17 protein-coding genes and 2 pseudogenes are annotated in these 18312 nt (G+C 71.5%); 12 read left to right on the top strand and 7 right to left on the bottom strand.

Annotated features, from left to right (window positions below; genetic code table 11):
* Positions 1 to 5: 5 nt before the first annotated feature.
* The gene (locus tag ACN9MM_RS02195; protein WP_426362035.1) at positions 6 to 572 is read right to left on the bottom strand and encodes an RNA polymerase sigma factor; all 567 of its coding nucleotides are present in this window, start codon (positions 570 to 572) and stop codon (positions 6 to 8) included.
* Positions 573 to 701: 129 nt separating this feature from the next.
* Between ACN9MM_RS02195 and ACN9MM_RS02190 the strand changes: the two genes are divergently transcribed.
* The 3 genes from ACN9MM_RS02190 to ACN9MM_RS02180 all read left to right on the top strand — a co-directional run bounded on the left by ACN9MM_RS02190 (position 702) and on the right by ACN9MM_RS02180 (position 2567).
* On the top strand, positions 702 to 1202 hold the full coding sequence (locus tag ACN9MM_RS02190) for a plastocyanin/azurin family copper-binding protein (RefSeq protein WP_426362034.1): 501 nt from the start codon (positions 702 to 704) through the stop codon (positions 1200 to 1202).
* The gene (locus tag ACN9MM_RS02185) at positions 1192 to 1662 is read left to right on the top strand and encodes a hypothetical protein (RefSeq protein ID WP_426362033.1); all 471 of its coding nucleotides are present in this window, start codon (positions 1192 to 1194) and stop codon (positions 1660 to 1662) included. The genes ACN9MM_RS02190 and ACN9MM_RS02185 overlap by 11 nt, the downstream gene beginning before the upstream one ends.
* Before the next feature lie 173 nt (positions 1663 to 1835).
* Complete coding sequence (locus ACN9MM_RS02180; protein WP_426362032.1) at positions 1836 to 2567, top strand: class I SAM-dependent methyltransferase; 732 nt, start codon at positions 1836 to 1838, stop codon at positions 2565 to 2567.
* A 22-nt stretch (positions 2568 to 2589) separates the two neighbouring features.
* Here ACN9MM_RS02180 and ACN9MM_RS02175 read toward each other — a convergent pair whose 3' ends face one another.
* A complete protein-coding gene (locus ACN9MM_RS02175; protein ID WP_426362031.1) occupies positions 2590 to 3564 on the bottom strand; it encodes a helix-turn-helix transcriptional regulator in 975 nt (324 codons plus the stop codon).
* A 97-nt stretch (positions 3565 to 3661) separates the two neighbouring features.
* Here ACN9MM_RS02175 and ACN9MM_RS02170 point away from each other — a divergent pair, with 97 nt between their 5' ends.
* The 6 genes from ACN9MM_RS02170 to ACN9MM_RS02145 all read left to right on the top strand — a co-directional run bounded on the left by ACN9MM_RS02170 (position 3662) and on the right by ACN9MM_RS02145 (position 8654).
* On the top strand, positions 3662 to 4063 hold the full coding sequence (locus ACN9MM_RS02170; protein WP_426362030.1) for a RidA family protein: 402 nt from the start codon (positions 3662 to 3664) through the stop codon (positions 4061 to 4063).
* A gap of 108 nt (positions 4064 to 4171) precedes the next feature.
* Positions 4172 to 4789 carry a hypothetical protein gene (locus ACN9MM_RS02165; protein ID WP_426362029.1) on the top strand — a complete coding sequence of 206 codons (618 nt, stop codon included), beginning with the start codon at positions 4172 to 4174 and terminating at the stop codon, positions 4787 to 4789.
* A 281-nt stretch (positions 4790 to 5070) separates the two neighbouring features.
* A complete protein-coding gene (locus tag ACN9MM_RS02160; protein WP_426362028.1) occupies positions 5071 to 5907 on the top strand; it encodes an SAM hydroxide adenosyltransferase in 837 nt (278 codons plus the stop codon).
* Between the two features lie 236 nt (positions 5908 to 6143).
* Positions 6144 to 7016, top strand: a complete 873-nt coding sequence (locus ACN9MM_RS02155) for an ABC transporter substrate-binding protein (protein ID WP_426362027.1) — start codon at positions 6144 to 6146, stop codon at positions 7014 to 7016.
* A gap of 10 nt (positions 7017 to 7026) precedes the next feature.
* A complete protein-coding gene (locus tag ACN9MM_RS02150) occupies positions 7027 to 7914 on the top strand; it encodes an amino acid ABC transporter permease (protein ID WP_426362026.1) in 888 nt (295 codons plus the stop codon).
* Positions 7911 to 8654: an amino acid ABC transporter ATP-binding protein gene (locus ACN9MM_RS02145; protein WP_426362025.1), complete on the top strand. Its 744-nt coding sequence runs from the start codon at positions 7911 to 7913 to the stop codon at positions 8652 to 8654. Before ACN9MM_RS02150 ends, ACN9MM_RS02145 begins: the two co-directional genes overlap by 4 nt.
* A gap of 36 nt (positions 8655 to 8690) precedes the next feature.
* Here the strand turns inward: ACN9MM_RS02145 and ACN9MM_RS02140 are convergent.
* Positions 8691 to 9594 (bottom strand): annotated as a pseudogene (locus tag ACN9MM_RS02140) (FAD-dependent monooxygenase); the annotation flags it as partial.
* Between the two features lie 259 nt (positions 9595 to 9853).
* The gene (locus ACN9MM_RS02135; RefSeq protein ID WP_426362024.1) at positions 9854 to 10972 is read right to left on the bottom strand and encodes a DUF3103 family protein; all 1119 of its coding nucleotides are present in this window, start codon (positions 10970 to 10972) and stop codon (positions 9854 to 9856) included.
* A 232-nt stretch (positions 10973 to 11204) separates the two neighbouring features.
* On the opposite strand from ACN9MM_RS02135, the gene ACN9MM_RS02130 reads away from it, so the two are divergent.
* Positions 11205 to 11717 (top strand): hypothetical protein, encoded by a 513-nt coding sequence (locus tag ACN9MM_RS02130; RefSeq protein ID WP_426362023.1) that lies wholly within the window; start codon positions 11205 to 11207, stop codon positions 11715 to 11717.
* 58 nt (positions 11718 to 11775) lie between these two features.
* On the opposite strand, the gene ACN9MM_RS02125 is transcribed toward ACN9MM_RS02130, so the two are convergent.
* Positions 11776 to 13278, bottom strand: a complete 1503-nt coding sequence (locus ACN9MM_RS02125) for an alpha/beta hydrolase (protein WP_426362022.1) — start codon at positions 13276 to 13278, stop codon at positions 11776 to 11778.
* A gap of 209 nt (positions 13279 to 13487) precedes the next feature.
* Between ACN9MM_RS02125 and ACN9MM_RS02120 the strand changes: the two genes are divergently transcribed.
* Complete coding sequence (locus tag ACN9MM_RS02120) at positions 13488 to 14279, top strand: DUF2785 domain-containing protein (protein ID WP_426362021.1); 792 nt, start codon at positions 13488 to 13490, stop codon at positions 14277 to 14279.
* Positions 14280 to 14440: 161 nt separating this feature from the next.
* A complete protein-coding gene (locus ACN9MM_RS02115; RefSeq protein ID WP_426362020.1) occupies positions 14441 to 16036 on the top strand; it encodes a serine/threonine-protein kinase in 1596 nt (531 codons plus the stop codon).
* Positions 16037 to 16067: 31 nt separating this feature from the next.
* Here the strand turns inward: ACN9MM_RS02115 and ACN9MM_RS02110 are convergent.
* Positions 16068 to 16692: pseudogene (locus ACN9MM_RS02110) on the bottom strand (transposase family protein).
* Between the two features lie 170 nt (positions 16693 to 16862).
* The gene (locus ACN9MM_RS02105; protein ID WP_426362019.1) at positions 16863 to 17945 is read right to left on the bottom strand and encodes a hypothetical protein; all 1083 of its coding nucleotides are present in this window, start codon (positions 17943 to 17945) and stop codon (positions 16863 to 16865) included.
* Between the last annotated feature and the right edge of the window lie 367 nt (positions 17946 to 18312).

The raw sequence follows: 18312 nt of genomic DNA, 5'->3' as shown, positions 1-18312 counted from the left end.
GCCGCTCACCGCGTCCCCTCGCTCTCCAGGAGCGCCCGCACCTTGATCGTCCCCGCCCGGATCCGGGTCTTCGCCGTGCCCAGCGGCACGCCCTCGAAGGCGGCGACCTCCCGCGCCGTCATCCCGTAGATCCCAGCCATCACCAGCGCCCGCGCCTGCTCCCGGGGGAGTGCCGCCACCGCGCGCCGGACCCGCTCGGCATCGTCGTCCGCGATCGCGCGCCGCTCCGGGGTCTCCGACACGATCCCCACCAGCGCCTCCAGGTCGTCCGGGGCCACCGGGGTCGCGCGCCGCGCCCGTACCGCGTCGATCGCCAGGTTGTGCGCGATCGCGGTCAGCCACGTCCGTACGGAACCGCGCCGGCCGTCGTACACCTGGGCGTGCCGCCACGCCCGTTCGAAGGTCTGCTGGGCCACGTCCTCCGCGAGCCGCGGATCGCCGACCACGGCGACGGCCACGCCGTACACCGAACGCTGGAAACGGCGTACGAACGCCACCGCGATCTCCGGATCGCCCGTGGCGAGACCGGAGAGCAGTGCCTCGTCGGGAACCCGCTCCAGCGGAAGGCCCATGCGTCCCACACCCGGGATACGTCCGACGACCCCGAAAGGATCGCCCGGACCCATTGTCCGTCCCGGCCCGCAATCCCCGCGCGGTCTCCCGCCGTACCCCCTGTGGGGGACGATCAGGAGGACCGAACGATGAGGGAACCACGGACCCGCGCGCTGCTCGCCGTGTCGGCCACCGCACTGGCCGGCCTCCTCGCCGCCTGTGGAGGCGGCAGCGGAGGCGGTTCGAGCAGCGGTACGACCACACCGCCGCCGCCCGCGCAGAAGAGCACGGCGCCCGCCGGCGCGACCCGGGTGACCGCGGACCTGGCCGACTTCAGGATCACGCTGTCCCGGCAGACCTTCACACCCGGCACGTACGCCTTCGTCGCGACGAACACCGGGCACCACGAGCACGCCCTGGAGGTCGAGGGGCCCGGCGGCGAGAACCGCTCGAACACCATCTCTCCGGGTGAGTCCACCACCCTCACGGTGACCCTCAAGGACGGAAAGTACGAGATCTACTGTCCGGTCGACGGGCACAAGGACCTCGGCATGAAGACCGAGATCACGGTGGCCGGTGCCCCGGTCAACACGTCCGGCACCACCCCGGTGACCCCCGCCACTCCCACCTCTCCCGGCAATGGTTACTGACCGGACCCGCCGCGTCGCCGCGCTCGTGCTGCGGGTGGCCGCCGCGGGCCTGACGGCGACGATGGGCGCGATCCACCTCTACCTGTGGGCCGACGGCTACCGGGACCTGGCCACCATCGGTGGCCTGTTCCTGCTAAACGGCGTCGTCGGCGTCCTCCTCGCCCTGGCCCTGCTCGCCGTCCCGTACTGCTGGCTCGGACCCGTCGCGACCGTCACCGCGCTGTTCACGGCGGGCACCCTCGGCGCGCTCTTCCTCAGCCTCACCACGGGTCTGTTCGGCTTCGAGGAATCGTCCGACGGGGAGCTGGTCCGCCCCACCGTCGCGGTCGAGGCGGCGGGCATCCTCGTCCTGACCACCCTCGCGGTGGCCGCGCTCAGCCACCGCCACCACCCCCGCGGGCAGGGGCAGGAGCGGAGCGCGGTCGACGGGGGAGCGGCCCGTACGAGCGCCGACTCGTAGGCACCGGCCACCCGTTGCGCACAGCGGCCCGGTGGCCGGATTACGCCTGCCGTGTGGACGTTGTGCGTGGCGGAGGAGGGGTACGAGGGGGACGCGGGCGGGAGCCGTAGCCTCGGGCCCCCTGATCAGGGGGTGGACGCCCCGCCGCACACCGACCCGAGGACCGGACAGACATGACCGCACAGGACACCGCCCCGCCCCTCCTCACGCTCGACCGGCTCGACGAGGTCGAGGGCTGGTTCTTCGCCGCCGACCGGTTCCTCTTCGACTGGCTCCTGACACACCAGCGCGACCGCGGCCCCCGCGGCGACCTGCTGGAACTCGGTGTCTACAAGGGCAAGAGCGCCATCGTCCTCGGCCACCACGCCGCCGACGGCGAACGGTTCACCGTCTGCGACCTGTTCGACGCCGGCGAGGCACCCGACGACTCCACGGCCACCGAGATGCGGGTGTACTACCCGACCCTGACCCGCCAGGTGTTCGAGGCCAACTACCTGCGCTTTCACCGCCGCCTGCCCATCGTGGTCCAGGGCTCCTCCTCCGAGATCACCCGGCACGTGCCGGCCCGCAGCTGCCGCTTCGTCCACATCGACGCCTCGCACCTGTACCACCACGTCCGCGCCGACATCGCCGCCGCCCGCGAGCTCCTGACCGAGGACGGCGTGGTCTCCCTCGACGACTTCCGCAGCCCTCACACCCCGGGGGTCGCGGCGGCCACCTGGGAGGCGGTCCTCACCACCGGCCTCAAGCCGGTGGTGCTCACCGAGAGCAAGCTGTACGGCACCTGGGGCTCGGCCGACGGCCTGCGCGACGCCCTCGCCGCCCACCTGACCACCCACCCCACCCTCTGGGGCGTGACCGAGGAGGTCGCCGGCCACACCCTGCTGCGGGTCCACTCCCGCTGACGCGGGTGGGGGGCCTCGACCGTCAGGACGGCGCTCCGTACCGCGCCGCGATCGCTGCGGCGCGGCCGTGCAGGGAGTCGCGCAGCCACTGCGGCGCCAGGGCTTCCGCGTCCGCGCCGAGCTGCCACAGCGCCCACTCGGCGTGCCTCGCGTCCTGGAAGGTCACCTCCAGGCGCGACCAGTCGTCCGCCCCGGACTCCTCGGAGCGTACGGCCAGTGCCGTGCCCACCAGCTCCTCCCGCCGGGCGGCCCGCATCCGCAGGCGTACGGTCACCTGGTCGCCGCCGTTCCGGAACCGCGCGCCGCGTTCCTGCCAGGCCCGGGCGAGATCGACCCGCTCCGGTCGCTGCGCCGGTTCGGCGAGCTCCTCGGCGGCGAGGACGCGGGACAGCCGGTACGTGCGGTCGTCACCGGACCGCGCCGCCAGCAGGTAGCCCTGGCCGCGGACGGTGACCAGCCCCATCGGGTCCACCGTGCGCCACGTGGCCCGTTCGCCGACGGCCGCGTAGTGGATGCGCAGCTTGTGCCCGGAGAACACCGCGCGCCGGACCTCCGCCACGACCGCGTCGGGCACCTCCTCGGTCTCCTGTCGCCGTGAGAGCAGGTCGGTCTCCGGGTCGATGAGCAGGCGCCGTACCGCGCCGGCCGCGGTGGCCCGATGGCCCTCGGGCAGGGCGTCGACCACCTTGCGCATGGCCGAGGCGAGCGGCGGTCCGAGGCCGAACGCCTGCGCGCCGCGGCGCGAACCGGCGACCAGCAGGGCGAGCGCCTCGTCGTGGTTCAGCCCGGTGAGTTCGGTGTGGAAGCCCGGCAGCAACGCGAAGCCGCCGTTCCGGCCGCGCTCGGCGTAGACCGGCACGCCGGCCGCGGAGAGCGCCTCGATGTCGCGCAGCACGGTGCGGGTGGAGACCTCGAGCTCGCGGGCCAGCGCGGTGGCGGACAGCCGACCGTGCTGCCGCAGCAGGAGCACCAGCGAGACCAGCCGATCGGCACGCATGCGGGAACTCTAGCGAGATACATGACACAGGGTGTCGCGTATGGGTTGCGAGGCTTCAGCACGACACAGGCCCCACCACTCGCATGAGGTGACTCGCATGGCACACACCCTCGTCAATCCGGACGGTCTGCACGACCCGGTCCCGTTCGGCTACAGCCACACCGCCGCCGTCCCCGCCGGTTCGGAACTGGTGCTCGTCGCCGGTCAGTACGGATCGGGTCCGGACGGCGCCGTGGTCTCGGCCGACTTCGCCGAGCAGGTCCGCCAGGCGTTCCGCAACGTCGGCGTCGCGCTCTCCGCCCATGGGCTCGACCTCGGTCACGTGGTCCAGCTCAGGACGTACGTGGTGAACCACGACGTCACCAAGCTGGCCCCGATCGCCGCCGCCGTGCAGCAGGCCTGGGGCAAGGAGCCGCCCACCCAGACCCTCATCGGTGTCGCGAGCCTGGCGGCGCCCGACGTGCTGTTCGAGGTCGAGGCCCTCGCCGTCCGTCCCTGAGGTCAGTGAGCGCGGGCCCGGGCGAGAGGGCGGCCCGGGCCGCCGGACCCAGAAGCCTGTCGACAGTTTTAACTGTCCTTCTCGACTCAAGACAGCTACGCTTGTCGCATGAGTGAGATGTCCGGGATCCCGACCCCCGAAAAGAGCGACGAGGACTTCTGGAGCTCCGTCGCGAACCTGGTGGAGCCCCCCTGGAACGAGCCCACCGCGGACGACGCGTGCACCATGGACGAAAGGGTCCTCGACGCCGTCCGCGCCCTGGCCGAGCGGATCTCGACCCGCGCGCTGGCCTACGGCGCCGCCGGCAAGCCCTTCGACCCCGTGCTCATGGCGGCCCCCGATGTGCAACTGGCCCTCCTGCGGGCGCTGTACGAGGCCAAACTCGCCGTGGACCGGCTGGCGGAGAGCGCCGCCACCGTCGCCGGCCGCAGCGGGGCGAACTACGCCCAGCTCGGCGCCGCCTGGGGCGGGATCAAGCGCCAGTCCGCGCGTCTCAAGTGGCCCCACGCCGTGGTCAGGAAGTCCGCGAAGGAGTCCATCCCGTTGCGCTACGCCGGCGGCACCGCCGTCGTGCACCACGATGTCGACGCCGACGCCTGGTGGTACACCGCCACCGGCGCCGACCAGCAGGGCGCGGAGTCCGAGCCCGTGCACGGCACCTACGCCGAGGCCATCGCGGGAGCCACCGAGTTCCTCTTGGCGCACGCCCTGCCGGGCAGGCCCTAGCCCGGGTGGACCCATCCCTGTCCACTCCGTGGACAGGCGTTTGGGACGCCTTCCGCCCGGTGCTAGCCTGCCGTCCATGCAGCGCACCACCACCCTCGCCATGATGCGAATGATGCCCCGACCTTCGGAGGCGCTTCGCTAGCGAAGCCGTGCGCGCACAGGATGCGACGGACCCTCCGGAAACGGAGGGTCCTTTTTTGTTGTCCCGGCAGCCGTGATCACCGCCGGCCCCAGCCCGGACCCCGTCCCACCCCCACTCGACAGAAGGCGAAGTACCCGCCATGACCCGTCCACCGGTCGTCTCCCTCACCGACTGTGCCGACCCCAACGCCCTCGCCCGGCAGTCCACCCGGATCGCCACCCTCTTCGGCGCCACCCCGACCGTCCTGCCCCTGGGCGGACCGGACCCGGAGGGCGCCGCCGCCCTCACCCTGCTCGACCTGCTGCGCTCCACGGATCTGATCGGCGGGCCGACACAGCCGGTGGTGGTCCTGGTGAACATCGCTCCGCGCGACGGGCACTGGCCCAACGGCGTGCCGTTCTGCTACTTCCGGCACGGCGACCACCTGGTCATCAGCACGTTGAGCCACCGGGTCCTCGCCCCGCTGGTCACGTACCTGGGTCTGACCGAGGTCCACGTCACCGACGTCCGCGAGGTCCTGGAGGCCGCCGCCGCCGGATGGGCGGAGCTCACGCAGGCCGAGATCGAGGAGATGGCGCGGACCCAGTTCCGGAGCCTGTGGTACGTGCCGCTGCTGGCCCGCTGGCTGGCGGACGGCCGCGAGGTCCCCGCGGTTCCGACGGCGGTGGACCAGATCGTCGCCGACGACGTGCGGGTCGCCGTCGTGGACAACTTCGGCAACTGCAAACTGGATCGGCCGGCCACCGAACTGCCCGGCTACGACACCGCGAAGGCGCTGCTCGTCCACAACCGGCTCCAGGGCCGGGACGTCCAGGTGCGCTGTTACGACCGGCTTCCCGACGTCCCTTACGGCGAGCCCGGAATCACCGTCGGCAGCTCCGGGATCGGTTTCGCCGAACTCGTGGTCCGTGGTGGTTCCGCGGCCCAGGTATTCGGTCTGAACCAGGGCGACCAGGTATTCCGTCTCACCAGCTGACATGTTATCAACGCGTTACGCAGGCAGTGACGTTCGAGATTGACGCGGCTGTCCGCGAACCGGAATGCTGAAAGGTATGTCCGGAAGTCTTTCGCTGGTACGCCGCCGCCACGTGGACCACGTGCGCTGTGCCGCCGACCTCTGTCGCTGATCCGCCTCGCCGACCTTCTCGCCGAGCGCACAGCACCAGCTTCTCCCTCTGTTCCTTTCCCGGACTCCCTTTCGAAGGACCCCTGATGTCCCGTACCCGAATAGCCCTTTCGGCTTCCGCCGCCGCTGCCGTCCTCCTGGCGGTGGCGGCCTGCGCCCCCCAGCCGCAGAGCACCCCCGGAGCCGCCGGCACCGGCAGTGCCGACTGCACCACCGACAGCCCGAGCCTCCACAAGCGCGGCCAGTTGACCATCGCGACCGATTCCCCGGCCTACGAGCCGTGGTTCGACAGCAACACCCCGTCCAACGGGAAGGGCTTCGAAAGCGCGGTGGCCTACGCGGTGGCCGACAAGCTCGGCTTCGGCCACGACCAGGTGAAATGGGTCGTCGAGCCCTTCGCCCATTCGTACGCCCCCGGGGCGAAGGCTTTCGACTTCGACATCAACCAGATCTCCATCACCCCGCAGCGCGCGAAAGCCGTTGATTTCTCGACCAGTTATTACACGGCCAACCAGGCCGTCCTGACGCTGGACAACTCGAAATTCGCGAAGGCCACCTCCCTGAGTGAGCTGAAGGGCGCGAACATCGGTGTGCAGGTCGCCACGACCAGCTACCAGGCCGTGCTCGAACGGCTCAAGCCCTCGGGCAAGCCGAGCGTCTTCAACACCACCAAGGACGAGGTCACCGCACTGACGAACGGTCAGATCGACGCCATCGTCACCGACCTGCCCACCGTCTTCTACCTGGCCGGTGCGGAGCTGGACAACGGCAAGATCGTCGGCCAGTTCGGGTACGCGGGCGGCACCCCGGAGGAGTTCGGGCTCCTCCTGCCGAAGAACAGCGGGTACACCTCCTGCGTGAACCGCGCCCTGAGCTCCCTCAAGGCCGACGGGACCATCGCCGAGCTCACCGAGAAGTGGCTGTCCGCCTCGGCGAACGTCCCCGAGCTGAAGCAGTAGCGGGCCGACCGTGGAACTCACGAAAACCACCGTGTCGCCGCCGCCGGACGACACCTACCGGCCCAGCGAGCACGAGCAGGAGCGGCAGCGCTTCCGTCGCTCCCGCAAACGGCGCCACACCTGGATCTCCTCCCTGTGCACCGTCATCGGCCTGGTGGCACTGGGAGCGGCGGCGGTCGCCTCGCCCGGCTGGGAGCGCGTCGACAGCCTGTTCCTCGACGGCGCCGAGTTCCGGGCCGCGTTCCCCGAACTCCTGCGCGGCTTCTGGCTCAACATCCAGATGTTCCTCATCGCCGAGGTGCTCATCCTCGTCCTGGGGCTGCTCATCGCCCTCGTACGCGTGACCAAGGCACCGGGACTGCAGCCGCTGCGGCTCGCCGCGACCGTCTACGTGGACGTCTTCCGCGGCGTACCGACCCTGCTCCTCGTCTTCCTCGTCGGATTCGGACTGCCGGCGCTGCAACTCCAGGGCACCCCCTCCTCGCCCTGGGTACTCGGCGTGATCGCCCTCGTCCTCTCCTACGCCGCCTACGTCGGGGAGGTGCTCAGGGCCGGACTGAACTCCGTGCACCCCGCGCAGCGCAACGCCGCCCGGGCCCTGGGCCTCAACGAACGGCAGACCCTGCGCCACGTGGTGCTGCCCCAGGCCGTCCGCAACGTGCTCCCGCCCCTGCTGAACGACTTCATCGCCCTGCAGAAGGACACCGCGCTCGTCGCCGTCCTCGGCCCCCTGGAGGTGCTGCGAGCGGCACAGATCAAGGCGGACTACGACTTCAACTACACCCCGTACCTGGGAGCGGCTCTCTTGTTCATCGCGGTCACCATCCCCCTGACCCGCTTCGCCGACCGGCTCCAGCGGCGAGCGGCGAAGCGCACCTGGGCGGAGACGGGCCGATGAGCGAGCCGCTGCTGCGCATCCGCGGCCTCCGCAAGCAGTACGGGTCCCGTCTCGTCCTGCGCTCCATCGACCTGGACGTCGCGGAGCACCAGGTCGTGTGCCTCATCGGCGGCTCGGGCTCGGGCAAGTCGACCCTGCTCCGGTGCGTGGACCTGCTGGAGGTCGTCGACGACGGCACCGTCCACCTGGGCGACAGCGAACTGACCGACCCCCGCCTCGACCCCGACATCGCCCGCAGACGGATCGGCATCGTCTTCCAGGCCTACAACCTGTTCCCGCACCTGAGCGTCCTGGACAACATCACGCTCGCGCCGCGCCAGGTCCACGGCGTCCCGCGCAGGCAGGCCGAGGCACACGCCCGCGAACTGCTCGCACGGCTCGGACTCGCCGACAAGGAGCGGGAACACCCCGACCGGCTGTCCGGCGGACAGCAGCAGCGCGCCGCGATCGCCCGCGCCCTGGCCACCGAACCGGAACTTCTGCTCTTCGACGAGATCACCTCGGCACTCGACCCCGAACTCGTGGGTGAGGTCCTGGACGTCGTCGCGGACCTGAAGCAGCGCGGCCTCACCATCCTGATGGCCACGCACGAGATGGACTTCGCCCGGCAGGTCGCGGACCAGGTCTGTTTCCTGGAGGACGGGGTCATCGTGGAGCAGGGCACCGCGGAACAGGTGCTCACCGCACCGCGGGAGCAGGCGACGCGGCGCTTCCTCGCCCGGGCGCTCGACCGCTCCTAGACCTGCTGCGCGGGCTCGCCCGTATGCCGGGCGGGCTCAGCCGTCGGCGGCGCCGAACCACGTGGGCAGCCGGCCGTACAGGCTCTCCTGCTCGTCACCGACCCACGCCACGTGCCCGTCCGGACGCAGCAGTACGGCGGGGACGTCGAGCTCGTCGGCTGCGTCCACGACGTGGTCGACACGGTCCGACCAGCGAAGTCCATCAGCTCCGACAGGAGACGGCGCACCGCCCGGGGGCCCGGCCCGTCGGACTGGAGCTCGACCTGCGCGCGGGTGGTGTCCAGTACGGCGGCGGCCACCGGATGCCGCTCGCTGTGATAGCTGTCCAGCAGCCCCTCGGGCGCCCAGCCCGCGACCGCGGCGGCCAGCTTCCAGCCGAGGTTGAACGCGTCCTGGATGCCGAGGTTCAGGCCCTGCCCGCCGTGCGGCGGATAGATGTGCGCCGCGTCGCCGGCCAGGCACACCCGGCCGACCCGGTGGGTCTCCGGCGGGACGGCCACCTCCGCCTCGCCCAGCAGCCGTTCGCGCCTGGCGGGTTCGCCGGGGAAGCCGACGCCGAGCAGCTTGCGCACCGCGCTGCGGCCGCCGTCGCACCCGACGAGGTGGCGTGCCCGCAGCCGGGTCCCGTCCGCCGGCTCGGCGGTCACGCCCTCGACGTCCTTGTCCAGTCCGACCAGGGCGCATCCGCGCCGGATCTCCGTGCCGAGCTCGACGGCGTGCTCGGTCAGCAGACGGTCGGTGGCGGTCTGGGGGATGCCGAGAACGTAGGCATGAGCGGTGTCCAGCCGGTCGGGCCGGGGTTTCCGGATGCCGGCGAAGGAACCGCCGAGCGGGTACTGCCTGCCGAGCGCGAGGAACCGGTCCAGGAGCGCCGGTCCATCACCTCGATGCTACGCGCGTGCAGGCCGCGCGAGCGGACCACCTCGGTCGGCTCCGTGTCCTACGGCCGGAGCATGGCCGGCCTACGACACCGACCTGACCACGACCGCGCCCGAAAGGAGACGGCCCCGGCGGAGGGCACGTTCCGGTCGCAGGTGCCGCGCCCGCCCACCGGCGAAGGCGTCGACTTCCCGGGTCCGCTCCGCCCCTTGCGCGACCGCACGCGGCGCTCCCGTCCCGAGGGACGGCGGTGACACCGGGCTGCACGGCGACACCGCGCCCCGGCGGCGAGGCGTCCGGGGGCGGGGCGTTCACAGGTGTCAGAGGGCGGAGACCCAGTATCGGTCGAAGGTGAACCTGCCGTTGCCGCCGGCTCCGTCCCGGGTGCCGGTGGTCTCCCGGGACAGGGTGTACCAGGCGTCCACGAAGTCGGCGTCGTCGGTCCAGAAGGAGGACGGGATCGCGTCGACGACCGGGTCGACCAGCGGGATGTACGCGCCGAGGTCGGCGATGGTCAGGAGGGCGGTCGCGATGGCCTTGGCCAGCGCCGAGTAGTTGGTGTCGCCGTCGTCCTCCATCATCACGACATCGGCCAGGTTGTACTTGTACTGCGACCAGTTCACCAGGATCTGGTTCGGGTAGTACGTGGTCCCGTCGTTGTTCAGGTACGGGTGGGTCACGGTGTCGACGCGGACCTTGCCGTCGAGTCCGAAGCCGCTGACGACGCTGAAGATCTCGGCATCGCCCTTGATCCAGGGCTCCTTGTCGTCATTGAGGCGCACCGAGGTGATGCGGGAGGTCCAGAAGCCGGTGCCCGCGGCCGTGGCCGCGGCCGGGGTGGCCGCCGTGGCGACTCCGCGGGCCGCGAGTTCACGGTCCAGGACCTTCATCCCGGCCTCGACCGCCTTGTCGCCGTCGATGCCGATCACGTACACCGGCACGTCAGGAGTCCGGGACGGGTCGAGGGCGTGAGCCCGGCCCTGCGTGTCGTACGCGGTGACGGCCGCGGCCTCGTCGTCGGACGGGGCGACGGCGACCAGCGGGGCGCGGCGCGAGTCCACGGCTCCGGTCAGGGTCACGGTGAGCAGCCCGCCCGCGCTCGCCGTCAGGCCCTTGGCCGCGAGCACGGAACGGTCCGCGGCGGCGACGTCGCCGCCCAGCGATGCGGCGGCCCTGGTACGGGACGTGTCGGCCAGGGCCTTCAGCCCGATCTCCTTGCCGCCCGCGACGGCTCGGCCGGCCTCGGCCCGCCAGGCGGAGTCGGCGAGCGAACGGGCCATCGAACGGGCGGCCGCGTCCTCGGCGGCGGCCACGGCCGACACCTTCGCCGCACCGTCCACCACGGGCGTCGCGGCAGCGGGGCCCTGGGTGGTGGTCACCACGACACCGGTGAGCGCGAGGCCGCACAGAGCTGTGCGGAGCTGCTTTCTGACGGACAAGACATCCTCCAGCGGAAGGGGGACGGCAAGCCCCGGTGTGCCGGGGCATGCCGGAGACACCGGCCACGGGTGTGCGGCCGGCGCGGTGGTGCCGGGGTGGAGCGCGACCATGATGGGGCATGGGGGGTCTACGCGTATAGAGCACGCCAACGACCGTGCGGTGTAGGGGTGTTGGTCGACTCCGCATGATTGCGAGCTTTGTCTTGTCGGCTCGGCCGCCTACCGTACGGCTGTGAGTAGCTCTTTTCAGACAGTCGTCGACCTGGACGCGACCGCGGAGGACGCCGTCGCGCACGGGGCGCGCGTGGCGGCGTGGCTGGTCGGCGAGGCGATCGTGGAACTCCCGCAGTACGGTCCGGGGCCCCGCTGGGAGCGGGCGACGGGGTTCCGGGAGGCCAGGGGGAGCGAGGGGCTGAGCGTCGTCACCGGCAGAACGGTGTTCTTCTCGCCACAGCACGTCGGGCCGCCGGTCTGTCCGCACTGCGCGGCCGTGTACGGGGAGGGGCACCGTGAGGTGTTCTCTGCGGTCATGGACGCCTGGTGGGAGACCGGACGGGCCGACGTCTCGTGTCCCGCGTGCGAACGGGTGGTGCCGCTGGCCGCATGGGAGTGGGCGGGCGACGGGTTCGCCTTCGCGTACCTGGGCTTCGAGTTCCGGGACGGACCCGCGCTGCTGCCGGAGTTCGTGACGGAGCTGGGCCGGCTACTGGGGCACCGGACGCGGCTCGTCCGGGGAAGGATCTAGGTCCCGCTCCGTCGCTCGGACCCTCGGCCCCGACAAGCCCATGGGGCCTCACCCGTCGTCAGGGCCGGCTCGTGCAGGTCGGGTCGTGGGCGGGGAGGTGTCCCGTGCTCAGGTAGGCGGTGACCTGCCGGTCGACGCAGGCGTTGCCGTACTCGCCGTACAGACCGTGCTGGCGTGCGCCCTTCACGGTGAGCAGCCGGGAGCTCGGCCACTGCTCGCGCAGGGTCTCTGCGCCGGCGTAGAGCGTGCGGGGGTCGCCGGTGGCGTTGACCAGCAGGGCCGGGACGTCGTTGTCGAGCACGGTCGGTGCCTCCACGGGCCGGTCCCAGAACTCGCAGGGCGTGATGTTGTTGGCGAGGGGGCCTGCGAGGGGGAATCGCTCGCGGGACTCCTCGACGGCCCGCCAGTAACTGCCCGTGCCCCGCCGCTCGGCCACGTCGCCGCAGATGATCGCGGTCATCTGGCTGGAGGGAGCCCCGCCTGCCTCGGTCAGCAGGAAATCCAGCTGCCCGGCGAGCGCCGGGGAGGGCTTGACCGGTTTCCGGTCCGCGGCGCGCGCCAGGAGCCGTACGGTCTCGGCGAGGTCGGCCCGCCGTGCGTCGAGGTCGCTGCCGAGGCCGCCTATGAAGAGGGACGGGAGCACGTGCTCGTCCAGCTCGTACGTCTTCCCGATCCGCAGCGGCCGGTCCTCGGCGGCGCCGAGAACGTGGTTCACCGTCTCCAGGACCTCCCCGCGCGTCCTGCCGAGCCGGTAGGTGTCGTGCCGTACCGCGGCCCACGACGCCCACGCGCGCAGGGCACCCTCGTTGGCCGCCTCCGCGCCGCGCAGCAGGGTCTGGCTGTAGTGCTCCGGGGAGTTGACGCCGTCGAGCACCATGCGGTTCGTGCGGCCGGGGAAGAGCTGTGTGTAGGTCTCGCCGAGATAGCTGCCGTAGGAGTAGCCGAGGTAGGAGAGGGTGTTCTCGCCGAGGGCGGCGCGGATGACGTCCATGTCCCGGGCGGTGTTGCGGGTGGTGACGTACGGCAGCACGGCGCCGTTGGTGCGCTTGCACTGGTCAGCCAGGCGGCGCGCCAGGGCGACCTCCTCGCGGTACGCCGCCCGGTCGGCGCCCGCGGAGCGGGCGAGGGCGGAGCCGAGGTCCCAGCCGCAGTCCAGCGGCGTGCTCCGGCCGACGAAGCGCGGGTCCATGCCGATCAGGTCGTAGTGGCCGGCGACCTCGCCCAGCACGCCCTTCTTGGTGAGCGGCATGTGGAGGCTGGGGCCGGCCGGCCCGCCGTCGTTGAGCAGGAGCGCGCCGATGCGGTGGGAGGTGTCGGTGGCCTTCAGCCGGGACACGGCGACGATGAGGGTACGCCCGGCCGGCTGGGTGTAGTCGAGGGGCACGGTGATGTCGGCGCAGTCGACGCCCGCGGCGTCCAGGGATCGGCCGAGCTCGTCGTCGGCGCCGAGCGCACAGGCGTGCCAGTCGACGGCCTGGCCGTGGAAGCGGGCCAACGGGTCCGGGGCGGTGGCGGAGACGGGTGCGGCGGCGGTGCTCGTCGCCGTGGCGGCCAGTATCATCGCGCAGGCTGCTAAGGCCTTGATCAGGCGTGAAGTTGACATGCCTTCACGCTAGGACGGCGGGCGACTCGTCGGCCTCGGGGAAGGCCCTGAATCCAGCTGGGGATGTCCCTGAGAGAACCCCGGTCCCACCCGCCCCTCGGCGTCCAGGGGATACCTGGACATAATTCGCGGGCGTGCAGCGGTGGTCAGTACCTAACCTGCCTGTCATGACTGACTGGAAGAGTGTGGAAGCCGCAGACTGTGCCGTGCCCGCCGAACGAACCATGGACGCCCTCGTAGGCGAGTTGTCCCTGGCCCTGGCCGATCCCGACCCGCTCGTCCGGGACGGCGAGCCCTACGCCGTCCTCGCGACCTGGATCGCCCGCGGCACGATAGGGACGTCCCGACGGCTGGAGTTGGGGGACGAGATGGCCGTACGGTTCACCGACCCGCGCATCGAGGCCCGTACCTTCGCACCCCTCGTTCTCGACATGCTGGTGACCGCGGGGGACTTCAAGGCGGGCTGGGTGGACGCCTTCGAGCGCTGGTATCCGGCGGAGCGGGACCTGCGCGGCCACGACGAGACGCTCGGCTGGCTGCACGCGGTGGCGCACGGCGCCGACCTGCTCGCCGCCTTCGGCCTCCACCCGGAGGTCGCTCCGGCGCGGATGCTGGAGATCGCCGCCGCGCGGCTGACGGCGCCCACCGACCACGTCTACGACCAGTTGGAGGACGACCGGCTGGCCCGGGCGATCGCCCGGGTCCTCACCCGCGCGGATCTGAGCGAACGCGACGCCGTCGGCTGGCTGGACCCGATCGGGGACCGCTTCGGGGCTGACCGCGTCAGCACTCCGGTGCCCGCCCACCTCAGCAACTGCCTGCGCACCCTGCGCCTGCTGTACGTGCTCGCCGACCGGGGTGTGCGTCCCACGAGCGAACGGCCCGCGGAACCCCTCCACCATCGCGACGCGGTCAAGGCCGCCGTCGCCGCCGTCCTCGACCGGATCGTCAGGCGCTGACCGACGGCTCCCCCTCCCGCCCGGCCCTGTCCCGACGCGTTCCCGCATCGGGCGGGTGCACGAGCACGCGGACCCTGGTGCAGGCGGCGGCATCCTCCCGCCTAGGCTGCTGCCATCGGCGAACTCGGCGGCTGACCAGGGGATTCGGGGGACGGTTACGCATGGACAACGCGACTGAGGTGTTCCAGCCGCTGGAGGCGGACGATCCGCCCCTCGTGGCGGGCTACCGCCTCGCCGCCCGGATCGGAGCCGGCGGCATGGGCCGGGTCTACCTGTCGCACACACCCGGTGGCCGCCCGGTGGCGATCAAGGTCGTGCGGCCGGAGCTGGCCGACGCGCCGGCCTTCATGCACCGGTTCCGCCGGGAGATCAAGGCGGCCCAGCGGGTCCGGGGCGCGTACACCGCCGAGCTGATCGACGCCGACGCGGACGGAGTGCCGCCCTGGCTGGCGACGCTGTACGTGCCCGGGCCGTCCCTGACCGAGGCCGTCGAGCGGCGCGGGCCGCTGCCGGTGGCGGCGGTGCTGTGGCTCATGGCGGGCGTCGCGGAGGCGCTGCAGGCCATCCACAGCAAGGGCATCGTGCACCGGGACCTGAAGCCGTCCAACGTACTACTGGCCGCCGACGGGCCGCGGGTGATCGACTTCGGCATCTCGCTCGCCTCCGGCGTCACCTCGCACACGGAGACGGGTGCCACGATCGGCACGCCCGCGTACATGGCCCCGGAGCAGGCGTCCGCGGGCGAACTCACATCGGCGACCGACATCTTCGCGCTCGGACAGACCGTCGCCTTCGCGGCGCTCGGCGAACCGCTGTACGGCGAGGGCCCGTCGGTCAGCGTGCTCTACCGCATCGTGCACTCCGAACCCGACCTGTCCCGCCTGCCGGTGCAGCTCCGTCCGCTGGTCGCCCGCTGCCTGGCCGCCGATCCGGAGGACCGGCCCACCCCGGAGGAGGTCGTCGAGTGGTGCCGGCGGCAACTCGGCCCGGACGCCGACGCGGGCGCGGGTCCGGCCGTCTGGCGGGAGGTCACGGGCCCGGAGCTCATCGTCCCCGGTCCTGTCCCCGAACCCACTCCCGTGCCCACACTGCCGCTGGTCCCCTGGCCGCTGCCCGCGGAGCCCGCCGTGCGGCGGCGGTCCGGGAGACGGCGCACCACGCTCGTCACGGCCGTCGCCGTCACGGCGGGAGCCCTCCTCCTGACGGGCCTGACATGGACGGTCATGGACGCCGTGGACCGGCTCCGCGACCGTGCGGCGTCGGCCTCCGGGACGCCCGGTCCGAAGGCGTCCTCCTCCGTCTCCGAGGGCGGCGGCCGGACCGAGGGGAAGGTGCGCAGCTCCGTGACCCCGACTCCCTCCGCCACCCCGAGCAAGGCACCTCAAGCCGTCGCGTACCCCTGGCAGATGCTGAGTGAGAAGAACTCCTTGAGCATCAAGGAGCCCGTCGAGCGAAAGAACCGCAACGGGGACATCCGCTTCGTCTGCGGGCAGACCTGCAGCCTGGAGAGCCGTACGAGCGTGATGAGCATGCACATGGGCAAACCGGGAGCCACCCTCGACGCGTGCCGTACCGACCTCGACATCACGCCGAGCCACCGGCTGACGCTGACCTTGGTGGCGGCCGGCAGCGAGATCTGCGTCAAGCATCCCTCCGGAGACATCGCACTGTTCGTCGTCCAGGTGAAGTCGACCGCCCTGCCGGACAGCGGGGTCAGCTTCCTGGCCGGGGACCTGACGGTGTGGCGGGCGCCCTGAGCACGCCCGCGCCCGCGGTCACTGGGCGTTTTCAGCGTTGACGCTCCAGAGTGAGGACCGCAGCGGCGATGGCGGTCATGCGATTGGGACTGCAGCGGGCCCGGCGGAAGATCCGCCAGGACTTCAGTCGCGCGATACTTCGTTCGACCGGTGCCCGTGCCGCCGACAGGGCCCGGTTGATCGTCCGCTGGGTCGTGGTGAGGTCCCGGCCGGGAAGCCGCCTGATAGGCGTGGTCACCCAGGATCCTGCGCCGATGTAGGCACGGTCGGCGAGAACGGGAACACCCTGGCGTTCGCAGATCCGCATGATGCGGTGGGTGCGGGCCGCGGTCAGGTCATGGGTGCGGCCGGGCAACGTGGGCGAGATCCATAGCAGCTCGCCCGCGGGATCGGCGACGACCTGCACATTCACGCCGTGAGGGCGGTGCTTCTGCGAGAAGTCGGCCCGGCTGTCGCCGACACGATCGCACTCGGCGAGGGTCCCGTCGAGCGATCTGCGTGAGCGTGTCGTGCCGGCGAAGGTAGACCAAGCCGACGAGGGCACGCTGGTGAGGCGGGAGTTTGCAGCGGCGGTCACCCTCAAGGGTGACGATGAGCATGGTTACCCACTCGACCAGGGCGTGCGGCAGGTCGAGTGCGGCAGGATAGGGAACCAACGAGGCACCTACGCCCATGAGTTCAGACCGTGTCCTATGTGGTGAGGCGGGCGAAGCGCTTGCAGCACAAAGGGCGGCGGCGACCCCAAGGAAGGACAGGTAGCTGCGGCGGTCCCGGGTTGCGGCCGGCCGCATCGGCGCGCCGGCCGCAGACCGGCCGAGGCGCTGGCTCATTCGGTCGCGGGGTACACATTCATGTCGATGCCCGCGGCGGCGTACTCGTTGATCACGTACGTGCTCGCGCCGTCGTAGAGGCCACGGTCCTTGCCCGTGCGGGCGTCGAGGACGACGCCGTCGGCGTCGGCGGTGGCGTAGACGGCGCCGTGGAAGGCGTTCTTAACCTCGGGCTTCTTCCGCGAGGGGTCGTCCTCGGAGATGGTCCAGAGCACCTTGCGGCTCTGGGCGTCGATGGCCCGAGCGGTCTCCTTGGTGTCGCAGACGATCACGGACCGCTGGTCGTTGAAGCAGTGGATGAAGCTGCCGTCCGGTGCGCTGGGGACGGGCTGGCCCGTGCGGCTGTCGCGCAGCGAGCCCGCGACGAAGAAGCCGCCGCCCACCTGCTCGACCTCCACGCCGGTACGGCCGTCCTGCTTCCAGCGCGGGGAGCCGTCCGTGAGGGCCAGGCCCGCGAGGGCGAGGTCATCGTCGTTGGCGTGCCAGCCGTCGATCGCCTGGAAGGTCGCGTCGTCGCCGAGCTGGGCACCGATGACGACGCCGCTGTCCAGCACGCCGCCCGCGAAGCCGTCCTTCTGCCAGGTCACCTGGCGGCTCTTCAGGTCGACAGCGTAGGTGGTGGCGCTCTGGCCGCCGTCACTGCCGGAATCGTCCGTGCGGGTGATGACTCTGACGGCCGCTGTTCCGTCCTCGGCGCCGATCACCGCGGGCTCCAGGTCCCCGACGGTCGCCCCCTTCGGCGCGGGCAGCCGGACGGTCCAGGACACCTTGCCGCTGTCCGCGTCGACGGAACGCAGGTAGACGTCGGTCCGGTCGTGTTCGGTGCCCGAGCCCTTCGTGTAGTCGGCGTACGCGAAGAGGACGCCCGTGTGCCCGTCCTGCTGGGCAAAGACCGGGGGGATGGTCTGGTCGTCACTCGGCACGCCCTCCTTGCCGGTGTACCAGTCCTTGCGGCCCAGGGCGGACGACCAGAGCTTCCGACCGGAGTGGGTGTCGTAGGCGTCGAGAGCCTCGGAGGTCCGGTGGTACAGCGTGGGCCCGAGAAGGGCGAACCCCCAGTCCTTGATGTCCTCGTCCACGGGCAGCGCGATCTCCTTGCCGAACTTCGCAGGAGGATCGAAAGCCTTCGCCTTCGCCGCAGCCGGAGGCTTGGCGCCGGAGGCCGCACCCGAGCCCCCGGCGTCCGCGTCAACCCCAGACGCACCATCGGAACAGCCCGCCAAACCGGTCAGCACGGCCACGAGAGTCAGATGCATGACGTGCCGGTGCGTCGCTCGCACAGTGATCCCCTCCGTTTGGACAACTCCGCGGCATCCTAGTGTCGTTGTCCTCGCGGCGCGTTCGTCGAACACCTCTCTCAACGGCACAGGAGCCTCGTGCGTTGCGACGCATCGGTCCGTCACCCGATCAGTGGCCCCTCTGAAAGAGCTCACTGACTCCAGCGGG

Origin of the sequence: Streptomyces sp. E-08, from assembly GCF_049913095.1 — a bacterium.
Lineage (GTDB): Bacteria > Actinomycetota > Actinomycetes > Streptomycetales > Streptomycetaceae > Streptomyces.
Note: the sequence above shows the minus strand (reverse complement) of the source record. Positions and strands in the feature narration are given on the sequence as shown.